Genomic DNA, 12,763 nt, shown 5'->3' with positions numbered 1-12,763 from the left:
GTCATATCACTAACCCAAATTAATTGTATGATTAATAAACGGTTATAATGTTTTCCCTGGTGTTGGCCGAATTGGCATCCCTTACCAAATGAGATTGGTAAGGGTTTTTTTTGTCTATCATTCAGCCTGCTGCATCACCCGAGCTAATGTAATAGCACGGATAATCACCGCACGATCAACCTGTGGGTTATCACTTTCCAATAACTGCTGCCAAATAGCGATGGCCTGCGCGTATCTATCATGGGTAAAGTTATCAGCGGCTTGCAGCATTAGCGCAGTATATTGCATGGGATCTTTAGTCAAAGCCTGCTGTAACCAGTACGTCACATCACCCGTCATTTTTTGCCCTGACCGGTAATAGAACACCGTCGCTCGTGCAGCATCAAAGCGGGCACTGGCCCCCTGCAAACGTTCAGCCTGCTGCAAGGCGATCAATGCATCCTCAAATTCGTTACGATATAAATAATGTTGAGCTAAACTGTACCATCCATCCCCCTTATCGGGAGCCAGACGAATACGTTGTTGTAACCGAGATAGCGTGGGATCACTGCTCTGCTTATCGAGCATATTATTCAACCGCTGGGCTTCCTGTAGCCGCAAAGCCTCTTGCTGCACGGCGGTATAATGGCCCAATTGCCGGTATCCCAACATAATTAGCATCAGCACCACCAGGCTGAAGCCCAGTGGCCAGCGCCAGCTCAAGCGACCATATTGCACCAGCCACGGCCACCACAAACTCACTACCACCAACAGCACCAGTATCGCCAGCCCTATCGATAGCACCATTATCGCGGCCCTCTCACACCTGAGACAGATTGCCGGCGTATCTTAAAAATCAACCCACCTAACACGCAGGCCAGTAACACCCCAGGCCCAAACCATAGCACCAGTGTGGCACTGCGCAACGGAGGACGATACCGAACAAAGTCCCCATAGCGCTGGGTCATTACGGCCATTATCTCCTGAGAGCTGTGTCCTGCTTCTACCAACTGATAGACCTCTAATCGCAAGTCTTGCGCTATCGGCGAGGTCGACTCCAGCAAGTTCTGATTTTGGCATTGAGGACAACGCAACTCCTGCGCCAATGCCAATGCTTGTTGCTGATGTTGCGGCGAACTAAAATGATAGGTATCCACCAGATCAGCCGCAACACCAGATGAAAAAACCAGTGATAACATCAGGAATAAAACTTTCATGGGGTTCCCACCCGCGTCCATTGCGCCAGTAGCGGCATAAACTGTTGTTGCCATATCTCTGTCGTCATTTCACCAGCATAGCGCTGGCGAATAATGCCATTTGCATCAATTAGCCAGGTCTCAGGTGTACCATATACCCCCATCGCCAGTGCTAATGTGCCATGCGGGTCATAAAGGTTCTTCTGATAAGGATTGCTGTAGCGCCGCAGAGTATTTAACGCCGCCTGACGGTCATCGCGGTAATTCAGACCATAGAACTGCACACCATGCAACGTCCCGGCTATCTGCCCCAGTAGGGCGAGCTCTTGCTTACAACTGGCACACCAACTGGCCCATACATTAATCACCGTCACCTTACCCAACAGTTGCTCTCGCGTTATGTTCTGCCCGGGCTGTTGCAATTCAGATAAAGAAAACGCGGGAAACGGCAGGTCTTGCTCGGCCAACTCGATACGATGCGGATCCCGCGTTAAGCCGCTATAAAGCAAGCAGCCCAGCAGTAAGGCAACCAGAGGGACAATCAACCAAGGCCAACGTTGTTTCATTTATCCCCCGCGAGGTCGCTAACAGGGTGGATTCTGCGCCATAGCGCCAATAAACCACCAACTACCATCATCAGTGCGCCCCCCCAAATCCAACTGACCATCGGTTTATGGGACAAACGTACGCTATACTCCCCCGCGCCCAAACTATCCCCCAGAACCACATAAAAGTCCGCCAGGGGGCTACTGGCTATCGCCGGCTCTATCATCAACATTCCCCGCGCCGTATAGTGCCGCCGCTCCGGTAACAATGTGGTTAACGCTTGCCCATTCTGGCTGACCACAATATGCGCCTGCTCACTGGTATAGTTTGGGCCGACCACCAATTCAGTTTGACGATAGGTAAACTGATAACCGGCCAGTGTGACCTGACTGCCTGGCGCCATACGTCGCCCCTGCTCGACGGTGTAATATGAAGCAAACAGCATTCCCAGCAGGCTGACCGCAACGCCACCGTGTATCAACCATAAATTGCCACGTATCTTTGGCACAAATAATGGCGCGAACAACGTCCAGAGGGCCAGAGTGACACCTATCAGCATCCCCACCTGCCACGGTGACTCGAATAGACCTAAACTGAGCAACCCACCGCAGATAGCTAATACAGCAGGTACGACAAGACGCCAGCCATTGATTTTGTGGCTTTGCCGCCAATCGGCAAACGGCGTTATGCCCATCAGCAATAGCAATAACAGCACAAAAGGTGTCAGGGTTTGATTAAAATAGGGCGCACCAACAGACAGTGATCCTAACCCCAGCACACTGAAAATTAATGGATACAATGTGCCAATCAATACGGTTACCGCAGCAATGCTGAGCAGCACCATTGCCGCCAGCAGTAATGACTCCAGTGAGAAGAGGTTGAAAGCAGCAGGGCGATTGTTGCCCCGCACCCGCAGGGCAAATAGCGTCAATGAACTCAACGTCACTATGCCAAACAGCGCCAGTAAAGCCTCACCGCGCGCCGTATCAACAGCAAAAGCGTGAACTGAGGTCAACACCCCAGAGCGCACGATAAAAGTGCCTAACAAGCAGAGTTGAAATGTCACCAGCGACAGCAAAATGCCCCAATGATGATATAAGCCCCGTTTCTCAATAACAGCCAGAACATGTAACAGTGCAGTTGCGGTGAGCCATGGCAGTAATGACGCATTTTCAACCGGGTCCCAGAACCACCAGCCGCCCCACCCCAACTCGCTGTATGCCCACCATGCCCCCAACAAAATGCCAAACGTGAGAAAACTCCAGGCAGCCAATACCCAGGGACGGCAGTAGTGCACACTATTATTGCCATTGCGGCCTGCAAGCAACGCCGAAACGGCGAAAGCAAAACTAACGGCAAAACCGCTATACCCCAGATACAGCAAGGGTGGATGAAATATCAGCGCCAGATCCTGTAACATTGGATTTAAATCACGCCCCTGCGCCAACGTCGGGAACAATCGCTCAAAAGGATTGGAGAAAAAGAGGATAAAAATACTCAGGATAAGCAGTAGCCCCCCCATCACTGCCAACGCGCGAGCAAAAAAACGCAGCGGAAAATGACGGCGAAAAAGCGTCAACGCGGTGCTCCACAGGCTCAGAGCAAACAGCATAAACAACAAGGAGCCTTCATGCCCGCCCCAGATTGCCGCAACCTTATAAAATAGAGGAAGCTGGCTATTGCCGTGTTGTGCCACATAAAGCAGAGAAAAATCATCGCTAACAAAGCACCAACCCAGTAACAACAGTGCCAGTGTAATGAATAAGGTCACGGCGTAACTGAACGACGGTAACCAATACAACAAAGCCAATCGCCGCCGATGGAGAGCAATAACAGGCACAACAGTGAGCAGCAGCGCCAATGACGCAGCCACCAACAGTGACAACAGCCCCAACTCACCTACCATACATTTTCACCCATCACCGGTTCGCCTCCTCACACAACCGTCATCTGACCGGCATAAAGAATAAAGAAACGTAAAACCAATACGCCAAACAGACTCAAGCCGGATACCGTCACTAGAAATGAGACCCGATGGCGCATTCCATGGCTACAAAAACGGTTTAAAACTAATGGCAGCACCATGCCGCAACCGATAACCCAGAACCAAAACATCGCGGCCCAAAAACCACCGCCCAACGCGACAGCGACCGCGACTTCTTTCTGACCACCGCCGAACCACAGCCCGGTGAAGAATGCCAGCAGCAGAAATAGCTCCAACCACACCACCGGTTTTTCCAACCGATGAACAAATGCCAGTGCCGGGCTATCTATGGGTTCTTTAAAAAAGGTCACCGCGCACAACACCATGGCAGCAATACCCGAAGAAACACCGGAGAACAGAAATAACACCGGCAATACCGGATTATTCAACAAGGGGTAACTCTTCAGGGCCGATAACAGGAAGCCGGTATATGCCCCCAACGCTACAGCCAGAAACATCATCAATGGTTCCAACTTGCGTTCAATCGGTGCCAGTTTATGCAGCACCGTGCCAACCCAATTCAATTTGCGGTAAGGCTGTAATAATGCCGTCAGCCCATGGCGAAATATCACCGCCAGCCAGACCAACAGCACCACCATATAAATCTGAAACAGCATGACACCCAATGACATAACCGAGCTGGTACTGTAGAAAAACATCAGCTTCCAGAAAGTCCACGGCCGGGTAAGGTGCAGTATCAAAATAAACAACCCCATAATCACCGCTAAGGGCGCAATCATAGCGGTCGATTTAACTAACCCACTGCGCGCCGCCTCACCGCCCAGAACCCGTTGCTTAACCAATAGGCTAACTACCACCATGCCCGCCGATACTCCTATCAAAAACAGATAGATGGCTATCGGCCAATCCCACACTAACGAGGCAAAGTGAAACGGGGTATTCAGTTCAGGATTCATCCGGTTATCTCCCCATACTGAAAGGGAACACGATACAATTTCGGTTGTGTCCCAAGATGTAACTTGGCGCGATACACAGTGCGCTGATGCAATAATTTCACCAGTTCACTGTTAGGGTCGTCCAAATTGCCAAAGATGAGTGCCTTGGTTGGGCACGACAAGACACAGGCGGGCTGTTTACCCTGCTTTAGATTAGTTTTCCGACAAAAATCGCATTTATCGGCAGTTTTCGTCACCGGATGGATAAAGCGCACCCGGTACGGACAGGCGGCGATACAGTACTGGCACCCTACGCAGAGGTCGGGATCGACATCAACAATCCCAGTCCCGCTATCGCGATATGAGGCTCCGGTTGGGCAAACATCGACACAGGGTGCCTTATCGCAATGCTGGCAGGAGTGACGATAGAACTGATATTTTACGGCAGGAAACTCACCGATCGGTTGGCTACGGATGATGTTTAACCGTGAGACCCCAGCGGGTACATGATTAACCTCACGGCAAGCATCCATACAGGCCGTGCAGCCAATACAACGGGTTTCATCATGTAGCATCCCGTAACGAATGCCATCAACAGTGCCGCTGAGTGCCAGTGAACGTCCAGCAGAACCAGTCAGGAAAATCAGCGCCCCCATACTGGCGATAAAGTGACGACGGTTCGTATTCATGGCGTTTCCTTCGATATCAGCTCCTGCTGACGGCGATGACAGTCAACACAGAGTTTGACCCGCCCTTTATCGTCAAGGCCATGCATCGGGTCGGTTTTAGGATGCAACTGATGACAACTGACACAAGAAAGCTTCAACATGTGCACATCATGGGGCCAGAACGCCTCGCGTAATTTCTCCGGCAGATGGCAGCTCATGCAGACACTGTTTTGTTGTGAGACGCTGTACATCGCTTTATCGGCATTAAACATATCGCGGTTAAAACGCATCACATCTTTAATACCATTACGGTGCAGCACCGATGCCTGCCCATGGCAGTTGGTACAGGTTAAGGCCAACTGTGTATTCGGATTTACCGCGCCAGCATGTTTGCCATGCAACTCATCTTTTTGTTCTTTATGACATTGGATGCAAGCAGCATCCGGGTTGCGCTGCGGCTCAACAATATGGCGCGACGCGGGCATTTTCGCCGTCGTGTTCGGTGTTGTGGCGAGAGTGGGCAGCGTGCACAGAATCAACACTACCAGCAGCGCGGCTGAACCGAATGAACGTAAAACGCGCATAATTATTCCACCTTTGCTATGGCCCCAACCTGGGGCCGTTTGTCTCTGGAATAGATCCGGTGAGCGTATTGTCACACCGGAACGCCTCTTACTGGCTCAACCGGCCCGCTTTTCTGGCTTGATCATCCCAGGCTGGTACCACTTGTTGCAGAAACTCCTGCTTCTCGCGGTTCAGCTTATCCATATCCATTCCCAGCGCTTTCTGGGCATTGAGTTTGGTCGAAATATCCGGCAGCGGAATTTCGTGGCTAATCCCTTTTGTCGCCAGCAGACGTGCAAGTTTGGTACGGGCATCGGCAGCTTTATTCAACGCGCCCCCCAATACACGCAGACCAACATCCGGTGCATGCATATGAATACCGTGGGAAGCAATGGCATAATCCCAGCGCCATTGGGCATGGCGGATATCTTGCAGAATAGGTTTCATTTCTTGTTCGGTTGCCCCGGCATCCCAAGCAGCTTTTGCCTCGTAATGTGCGTGAACCAGTTGTTTCTCAACATTCAGTTTTAACTCCTGAATGCTGGCTTTGCGTTCAGCAACAATATCTTGCAAGGTTTTTTTATCCTGGGTATGGCAGTTAACACAGGTAGTTTCAAAGCTATCAAACGGGTTGCGGATCTGGTGGTCGGTATACACCTTACCTGCCGCATTTTGGATTTTCGGCATATGGCAATCGATACAACTGACATTATTTTTACCGTGGATCCCCGCACGCCAGGTTTCATACTCAGGATGCTGGGCTTTCAACATCGGGGTTTTTGACAGCGGATGAACCCAATCAGAGAAAGCGATTTCATCGTAATACTTCTCCATTGACACCACATCCGTGCCTTGATCCCATGGGAATTTCACCGCTTTATCTTTACCGGCGAAGTGGTACTCAACATGGCACTGGCTGCACACCATGGATTGTTGATCCAGGCGGCTGGCATGTTCGAAAGGTTTATTGATAGATTGCAAAGCACGCTCAGCATAGGGCCGGGAGAGGACTAAAGCTGGCTTCCCGGCAGCAAAATCAGCAGAAGCGGTATTATGGCAATCGGCACACCCCAACTGATTGACGACTTCCGGGCCACCTCTGGCCCAAGTCCCTTTGAAATACCCCTCTTCACCTTGTTCATTGATCAAGCGGGCAACATCCGGGCTTTTACAGCTCCAGCAGGCCATCGGCAAGGGGCCATCCTCTGCGGTTTTCGGTGCTGCGGTACGTAAGGTTTCCCGCACATCAGTGACAGCATAATAGTGCCCACGAGGTTTGTTATAATCTTTAGCAAACGGATATCCGGCCCAAAGGATCACCAAATTGGGGTCATCCGCCAGCGCATCTTCTCGTGGCCCACTCTCTTTGGTTTTCAACCATGAGGTAAATTGGTCAACATGCTGTTCGGCGAATTTATCGTTGCGGGCCTCAATCGGCGGCGTAGGTGCCGCCGACAAAGAAAATACCGCGCCTATTGCCAAAAGAACCATTATCCCTACCAACACCTGTCTTATAAATTTGCTCACAATATTTACTCCAGTGTGTTTTTCCATACCGGACGCTATCAGTGCCCGCACCAGATGGTTTTTTTATTTTTAAACCCGCAATCAGGTGAGAAATAGCGAGCCAGGAGGCGAAGCATGACTGATATCAACCTGTGGGTTAGGCAGATAGTAAGGAGGATTTGCAGCAAATGATTTGTAGTAGTAAGAATGCTTGTTTTAGATCAAACAATTTTTGTGTGGGTATTCGCTTTTATGAACCAGCTCAAAAAAAAAGCATCTCATCGATCAATTTTTACATAAAAGTCAATCATATACCTCTTTATAGGTATACCAAGACCATTAGACCTCCTCGCTACGTAAATATAAGGGCTATCAGTTTCACAACTCACTTCAACCGCCAAGATATAGGTAGCCAGCAACCACAACACCATCAGGCAAGCGAGTATCACTTGCACCATAACTTTCGATTTATTTCGAATTGACATTTTATTTGCTATCGATCACAAATAAAACAAATGCAATGGGAGAAAAAGGCGTGTTAGTTCGTTTCCACGGTGGAGCAACGCTGCCGGAGAAAGCATTATCGATAGGGTCTGTGGGGCAAAATACCCTTTGTTTGGGATAAGTAACTGGGGAAAAAACAAGAGGATAAAGAGAAATGATGGCGGAGGAGGAGAGATTCGAACTCTCGAACGGTTACCCGTCGACGGTTTTCAAGACCGTTGCCTTCAGCCACTCGGCCACCCCTCCGCAACGAGCCGAACTATAAACAGAGCTCTGCCGCTTGTAAAGCCTGTTTGTGCTTAATTGACCAAAAAATCCGCTAGCTGATTGTCGAGTGCTGAATTTATCGTCATCCCTTATGCTAACTGGCCATTAGGCGTACAGCAGCCGGTTTATTTACTCTCGCACAGATGGCACCTCACCAAATAACAGCAGAGACTGCTTTGGGGTAGTGGCAAATATTTGCTAAATTAGCGGCCGTTTCATTGATTGAATTACCGAGGTTGTATGTTGGAGTTTGAAGGCCGGGTTATTGATACCGATGCACAGGGTTATCTGAAAAATAGCGCGGACTGGAGCGAGGCTTTAGCGCCTATACTGGCTGAACAGGAAGAGATTATACTCACTGAACCGCATTGGGAAGTGGTGCGCTTTGTGCGTGCATTTTATCAAGAATTCAATACATCACCTGCAATCCGCATGCTGGTAAAGGCCATGGCACAAAAGTATGGTGAAGAGAAAGGTAATAGCCGATATCTGTATCGTTTATTCCCCAAAGGGCCAGCAAAGCAAGCAACCAAAATTGCAGGATTACCCAAACCCGTTAAATGTATTTAACGGCAGATAGCAGTATTTAATGATGGATAGCTGTGCTCTGGCACCGCTCGTGAGTTAATAGCGGATTTTAAATTTTTCAAACGCGGTGCTCGGATAAGGTTCTGTCAGCAGGCGATCCACCCGCGCACCGCGTGGCCCCCCCTGCTTAATCCACTCAAGCAGGTGTTCAACCGCATTTTGCTCGCCGTAAGCCACCACTTCCACACTGCCATCATCACAATTTTTAGCGTAACCCGTTACACCCAGCGCTTGTGCCTGACGTTGCGTGCTATAGCGGAAACCCACGCCCTGAACAACGCCGTAAACATAGGCGGCAGTGCATACTTTTGGCATATAGACTCCTCATCTACGTGATAATTTGCATTTTCCGGCTCATACTCCGACAATACCGCTCTTTTTTACCTAGCTGGCAGCAACCTAATTATGACCGTAAGCCTGATTCTTGCCAAAGGACGTGAAAAGTCCTTACTTCGTCGCCATCCGTGGATCTTCTCTGGGGCCGTTCAACGCCTTGAGGGGAGTGCCCTGCCCGGTGAAACCCTCGATATCCTTGATAGCCAGGGTAAATGGCTGGCCCGTGCCGCCTACTCTCCTGAATCACAAATTTTGGCACGAGTCTGGACGTTCCAACAAGATGAAGTTATTGACCGCGAGTTCTTCATCCGCCGTCTACAGCAAGCGCAGAGCTGGCGTGATTGGCTGGCAAAGCGTGATGGTTTGAACGGCTATCGCCTGATCGCCGGTGAGTCTGATGGCCTGCCGGGTATCACCATAGACCGCTTCCAGAACTTTCTGGTATTGCAGTTACTGTCGGCCGGCGCTGAATATCAGCGGGAAACACTGGTTAGTGCCTTACAACATTGTTACCCAGAATGCTCTATTTATGACCGCTCCGATGTTTCCGTGCGTAAAAAAGAAGGCTTACCTCTGACGCAAGGGACAATCAGCGGTGAAATGCCGCCTGACCTGCTGCCAATAACCGAAAACGGCATGCAACTGTTGGTTGATATTCAGCACGGCCATAAAACAGGATTTTATTTAGATCAGCGCGATAGCCGCCTGGCGGCGCGTAACTACGCCGATGGTCGCCGTGTTCTGAACTGTTTCTCTTATACCGGTGCCTTTGCTGTCGCAGCGCTGATGGGAAATTGTAAGCAAGTTATCAGCGTTGATACCTCACAAGCTGTACTGGATATAGCCAAACAAAACATTGAACTCAACCAGTTGGATTTGAGCAAAACCGAATTCATGCGGGATGATGTGTTCCAATTGCTGCGTAACTACCGCACGCAAGGGGAAAAGTTTGACATGATCATTATGGACCCACCGAAGTTTGTGGAGAACAAAAGTCAGTTGGCAAGTGCGTGTCGTGGCTACAAAGATATTAATATGTTAGCGATACAATTATTGCGCCCAGGCGGGATCTTGTTAAGTTTCTCCTGCTCTGGTTTGATGCCAACAGATTTATTCCAGAAAATTTTGGCCGATGCTGCGTTAGATGCAGGGCATGATATACAATTTATAGAACAGTTCCGTCAGGCAGCGGATCACCCGGTTATCGCGACATATCCAGAAGGTCTGTACCTGAAAGGGTTCGCGTGCCGGATAGTATGACTTGAAATGCCCTACACTGCCCTCATATAGAAGACAGAGTAATGTTTCTCAGGAGGTTATCATGATTGCCAGCAAATTTGGTATTGGGCAGCAGGTCCGCCACAGCCTACACGGCTATTTGGGTGTAGTGATTGATATCGATCCTGAATATTCTCTCGAGCCACCGGAACCTGATGAGGTTGCAAACAACGCTATGCTGCGTTCGTCACCTTGGTATCACGTGGTTATTGAGGATGATGAGGGGCAACCGATACATACCTATCTAGCTGAAGCGCAACTAACCTATGAAGATATGGATGCTCACCCAGAGCAACCTTCATTGGATGAACTGGCGGCGTCCATCCGCCATCAGCTACAGGCTCCGCGTCTACGCAACTAAATCTTGAGATTTATCGATAAAACCCGGCGCTTAGTACCGGGTTTTTTATCGCCAAAATTAGCAACGCCGCGTATCACTGTTTTTCTAATCCCAGGCGCGGTATTTCAATCTTCGGACAACGATCCATCACCACCTTTATTCCCGCATCTGCCGCCAAGGTAGCCGCCAACTCATTAATAACACCAATTTGTAACCACAGAACCTTGGCGCCGATAGCAATAGCATCTTGCGCAACGCCGTATGCAGCCTCGGCATTACGGAAAACATCCACCATATCGATAGCATGAGGAATATCCGCCAGTTCTGCATATGCCTGCTGGCCCAATAATGATTTCCCCGCCAATTTAGGGCTAACAGGCGTGACTTGATACCCCTGCTGTAGCAGATAAGCCATAACACCATAACTTGGCCGCGATGGGTTATCACTCGCCCCGACTAATGCAATTGTTTTTACCTGTTGGAGAATGTCAGCAATGTCTTTATCGTGCATTTTTCAGTTCCTCTGATGCGCTAAAAGAATATCCCAATCCATGTGCACCCGGAGGGATACTACCAATATTAGGCGATCCTCTAAGTGTACATCATGGGGAAAATGGATCATAAATGCGGTCAGATTGATTTGGTTTAAGAGATGTCGCAGTAATTACTGTTAGAGTGCCGGCTTTATCCTTATAATTCATCAGGATAAAAACGTCATATTTATACTGAACATTTCAAAAAGTAAATAAATGTGGGCGAACGGAAAGACTTTGACACATAATCTAGCCTGTCTGACAATGTACGCGGATATCACCCTCAGGAGCAGCACATGAAATTTGGTCTGGTGGTCGTAGGGATTTTGGCCGTTTGCTGTAGTGCTTCAGCTATCGCCACGACCTTAAAACTCGCGCCGGAAATTGACCTGTTGGTGGTCGATGGGAAAAATATGTCAGGATCCTTGCTAAAAGGAGCCGATAGCTTGGAATTAAACAGCGGTCAGCATCAAATTCTGTTCAAAGTGGCTAAACCACTGCCAGCCGATCCGAAAGTGTTGTATGCCTCTCCGCCATTAGTGGTGGTGTTTAATACCCGCAATGTTCGTTCAGTCGCCATAAAATTACCGGCCATTGATACCGAACGAGATGGGCATAAGTTTTCTAAAAACCCGGTATATCAGCTTATTGGGGATAATGGCCGCCCATTATCTGTGCGTCACGATGTATTACATCAGGACAATCTCAACACTGCCAGCACACTTGAAACTGCAATGGCCAGTTATAATGTTGGCCAATTTAGTGCTTCAGTTCCCTCTTTTGCCACCATTCCACCTTCAACTGTGAGTGCGGTGCCGGGGACCACTATTGCCGTGGCAGGGACAAATACCGCGCAGAATACCACCAGCCTGCAAGGGGAAAATGTTGCCGAACAGATGCTGCAATATTGGTTCCTGCAAGCCAACGCCGAAACTCAACAACGCTTCCTACTCTGGGCTAAAAAGCAACCGGGCAAATGATCCGTTTACGATAAGGCGGTTCTTAAACATCAGGTTATGCTTGTTTCCTCGCATTTCTTTGCGTTACCGCTATGCACAAAATCTCCGTTTCAGTAATCTGTTAGCAAACCGCTAGCATTTATTGAAGGATATCTTGATGGAACTGACTACCCGCACTATTGCGGTACGCAAGCATATTGCCCTTGTTTCCCACGATCACTGCAAAAAATCGCTGCTCGAATGGGTTATGGAAAACAAACAACTGCTGTCCCAGCACGAACTTTATGCCACAGGTACCACCGGAAACCTGGTACAAAAAGCCACCGGCATTGACGTTAACTGTTTACTAAGTGGTCCGATGGGGGGAGATCAAGAAGTGGGTGCGCTGATATCGGAGAAAAAAATCGATATTTTGATTTTCTTCTGGGACCCGTTGAATGCTGTGCCGCATGATCCCGATGTGAAAGCCCTACTACGTCTGGCAACAGTCTGGAATATACCTGTCGCCACCAACCGCTCGACCGCAGACTTCTTAATTGGTTCTAACTTGTTTAGCAGCGAAGTTACCATCGCAATCCCTGATTATGATCATTACTTAAAACAGCGACTGCAATAAGCA

Annotated in this window: 15 protein-coding genes and 1 tRNA gene; 5 read left to right on the top strand and 11 right to left on the bottom strand. The window is 49.2% G+C overall.

Features of this window, described 5'->3' with window-relative positions; all coding sequences use genetic code 11:
• Positions 1–117 precede the first annotated feature (117 nt).
• From V2A85_RS09640 to V2A85_RS09600, 9 genes are all read right to left on the bottom strand, one after another.
• Positions 118–786, bottom strand: coding sequence for a cytochrome C heme lyase (locus tag V2A85_RS09640; RefSeq protein WP_372559300.1), 669 nt, complete (start codon positions 784–786; stop codon positions 118–120).
• Complete coding sequence (nrfF, locus tag V2A85_RS09635; RefSeq protein ID WP_372559301.1) at positions 786–1,196, bottom strand: heme lyase NrfEFG subunit NrfF; 411 nt, start codon at positions 1,194–1,196, stop codon at positions 786–788. Before nrfF ends, V2A85_RS09640 begins: the two co-directional genes overlap by 1 nt.
• Positions 1,193–1,741 (bottom strand): DsbE family thiol:disulfide interchange protein, encoded by a 549-nt coding sequence (locus tag V2A85_RS09630; RefSeq protein WP_372559302.1) that lies wholly within the window; start codon positions 1,739–1,741, stop codon positions 1,193–1,195. Before V2A85_RS09630 ends, nrfF begins: the two co-directional genes overlap by 4 nt.
• Entirely contained in the window at positions 1,738–3,627 is a 1,890-nt protein-coding gene (locus V2A85_RS09625) for a heme lyase CcmF/NrfE family subunit (RefSeq protein WP_420071316.1), read from the bottom strand. The genes V2A85_RS09630 and V2A85_RS09625 overlap by 4 nt, the downstream gene beginning before the upstream one ends.
• A 29-nt stretch (positions 3,628–3,656) precedes the next feature.
• Positions 3,657–4,622, bottom strand: a complete 966-nt coding sequence (gene nrfD / locus V2A85_RS09620) for a cytochrome c nitrite reductase subunit NrfD (RefSeq protein WP_372559304.1) — start codon at positions 4,620–4,622, stop codon at positions 3,657–3,659.
• The gene (nrfC, locus tag V2A85_RS09615) at positions 4,619–5,290 is read right to left on the bottom strand and encodes a cytochrome c nitrite reductase Fe-S protein (protein WP_372559305.1); all 672 of its coding nucleotides are present in this window, start codon (positions 5,288–5,290) and stop codon (positions 4,619–4,621) included. The genes nrfD and nrfC overlap by 4 nt, the downstream gene beginning before the upstream one ends.
• The gene (gene nrfB, locus V2A85_RS09610) at positions 5,287–5,853 is read right to left on the bottom strand and encodes a cytochrome c nitrite reductase pentaheme subunit (protein ID WP_420071315.1); all 567 of its coding nucleotides are present in this window, start codon (positions 5,851–5,853) and stop codon (positions 5,287–5,289) included. Before nrfB ends, nrfC begins: the two co-directional genes overlap by 4 nt.
• 88 nt (positions 5,854–5,941) lie before the next feature.
• Positions 5,942–7,324, bottom strand: a complete 1,383-nt coding sequence (gene nrfA / locus V2A85_RS09605) for an ammonia-forming nitrite reductase cytochrome c552 subunit (protein ID WP_372559917.1) — start codon at positions 7,322–7,324, stop codon at positions 5,942–5,944.
• 677 nt (positions 7,325–8,001) lie between these two features.
• A tRNA-Ser gene (locus tag V2A85_RS09600) sits at positions 8,002–8,089 on the bottom strand.
• Positions 8,090–8,350: 261 nt separating this feature from the next.
• On the opposite strand from V2A85_RS09600, the gene tusE reads away from it, so the two are divergent.
• Positions 8,351–8,680: a sulfurtransferase TusE gene (tusE, locus tag V2A85_RS09595; RefSeq protein ID WP_005184582.1), complete on the top strand. Its 330-nt coding sequence runs from the start codon at positions 8,351–8,353 to the stop codon at positions 8,678–8,680.
• A 54-nt stretch (positions 8,681–8,734) separates the two neighbouring features.
• On the opposite strand, the gene yccX is transcribed toward tusE, so the two are convergent.
• Positions 8,735–9,013, bottom strand: coding sequence for an acylphosphatase (yccX, locus tag V2A85_RS09590; RefSeq protein ID WP_372559308.1), 279 nt, complete (start codon positions 9,011–9,013; stop codon positions 8,735–8,737).
• 90 nt (positions 9,014–9,103) lie between these two features.
• On the opposite strand from yccX, the gene rlmI reads away from it, so the two are divergent.
• Positions 9,104–10,294 (top strand): 23S rRNA (cytosine(1962)-C(5))-methyltransferase RlmI, encoded by a 1,191-nt coding sequence (rlmI, locus tag V2A85_RS09585; RefSeq protein ID WP_420071314.1) that lies wholly within the window; start codon positions 9,104–9,106, stop codon positions 10,292–10,294.
• A gap of 61 nt (positions 10,295–10,355) precedes the next feature.
• Complete coding sequence (gene hspQ / locus V2A85_RS09580; protein WP_083158478.1) at positions 10,356–10,673, top strand: heat shock protein HspQ; 318 nt, start codon at positions 10,356–10,358, stop codon at positions 10,671–10,673.
• Between the two features lie 73 nt (positions 10,674–10,746).
• On the opposite strand, the gene V2A85_RS09575 is transcribed toward hspQ, so the two are convergent.
• Positions 10,747–11,163 carry a CoA-binding protein gene (locus V2A85_RS09575; RefSeq protein ID WP_083158477.1) on the bottom strand — a complete coding sequence of 139 codons (417 nt, stop codon included), beginning with the start codon at positions 11,161–11,163 and terminating at the stop codon, positions 10,747–10,749.
• Between the two features lie 318 nt (positions 11,164–11,481).
• Between V2A85_RS09575 and V2A85_RS09570 the strand changes: the two genes are divergently transcribed.
• Positions 11,482–12,165, top strand: a complete 684-nt coding sequence (locus tag V2A85_RS09570) for a DUF2057 family protein (RefSeq protein ID WP_372559309.1) — start codon at positions 11,482–11,484, stop codon at positions 12,163–12,165.
• Positions 12,166–12,301: 136 nt separating this feature from the next.
• Positions 12,302–12,760, top strand: a complete 459-nt coding sequence (locus V2A85_RS09565) for a methylglyoxal synthase (RefSeq protein ID WP_083158476.1) — start codon at positions 12,302–12,304, stop codon at positions 12,758–12,760.
• The last annotated feature ends 3 nt before the right edge of the window (positions 12,761–12,763 follow it).

Origin of the sequence: Yersinia sp. 1252 StPb PI (assembly GCF_048593885.1) — a bacterium.
Classification (GTDB): Bacteria; Pseudomonadota; Gammaproteobacteria; order Enterobacterales; family Enterobacteriaceae; genus Yersinia; species Yersinia enterocolitica_E.
The sequence above is the reverse complement of the archived record's forward strand: the minus strand, read 5'-3'. Positions and strand labels throughout refer to the sequence as shown.

Coding starts and splice junctions, on each gene's coding strand:
- V2A85_RS09640 (WP_372559300.1), bottom strand. CDS start 786: ATGGTGCTATCGATAGGGCTGGCGATACTGGTGCTGTTGGTGGTAGTG.
- nrfF (WP_372559301.1), bottom strand. CDS start 1,196: ATGAAAGTTTTATTCCTGATGTTATCACTGGTTTTTTCATCTGGTGTT.
- V2A85_RS09630 (WP_372559302.1), bottom strand. CDS start 1,741: ATGAAACAACGTTGGCCTTGGTTGATTGTCCCTCTGGTTGCCTTACTG.
- V2A85_RS09625 (WP_420071316.1), bottom strand. CDS start 3,627: ATGGTAGGTGAGTTGGGGCTGTTGTCACTGTTGGTGGCTGCGTCATTG.
- nrfD (WP_372559304.1), bottom strand. CDS start 4,622: ATGAATCCTGAACTGAATACCCCGTTTCACTTTGCCTCGTTAGTGTGG.
- nrfC (WP_372559305.1), bottom strand. CDS start 5,290: ATGAATACGAACCGTCGTCACTTTATCGCCAGTATGGGGGCGCTGATT.
- nrfB (WP_420071315.1), bottom strand. CDS start 5,853: ATGCGCGTTTTACGTTCATTCGGTTCAGCCGCGCTGCTGGTAGTGTTG.
- nrfA (WP_372559917.1), bottom strand. CDS start 7,324: ATGGTTCTTTTGGCAATAGGCGCGGTATTTTCTTTGTCGGCGGCACCT.
- tusE (WP_005184582.1), top strand. CDS start 8,351: ATGTTGGAGTTTGAAGGCCGGGTTATTGATACCGATGCACAGGGTTAT.
- yccX (WP_372559308.1), bottom strand. CDS start 9,013: ATGCCAAAAGTATGCACTGCCGCCTATGTTTACGGCGTTGTTCAGGGC.
- rlmI (WP_420071314.1), top strand. CDS start 9,104: ATGACCGTAAGCCTGATTCTTGCCAAAGGACGTGAAAAGTCCTTACTT.
- hspQ (WP_083158478.1), top strand. CDS start 10,356: ATGATTGCCAGCAAATTTGGTATTGGGCAGCAGGTCCGCCACAGCCTA.
- V2A85_RS09575 (WP_083158477.1), bottom strand. CDS start 11,163: ATGCACGATAAAGACATTGCTGACATTCTCCAACAGGTAAAAACAATT.
- V2A85_RS09570 (WP_372559309.1), top strand. CDS start 11,482: ATGAAATTTGGTCTGGTGGTCGTAGGGATTTTGGCCGTTTGCTGTAGT.
- V2A85_RS09565 (WP_083158476.1), top strand. CDS start 12,302: ATGGAACTGACTACCCGCACTATTGCGGTACGCAAGCATATTGCCCTT.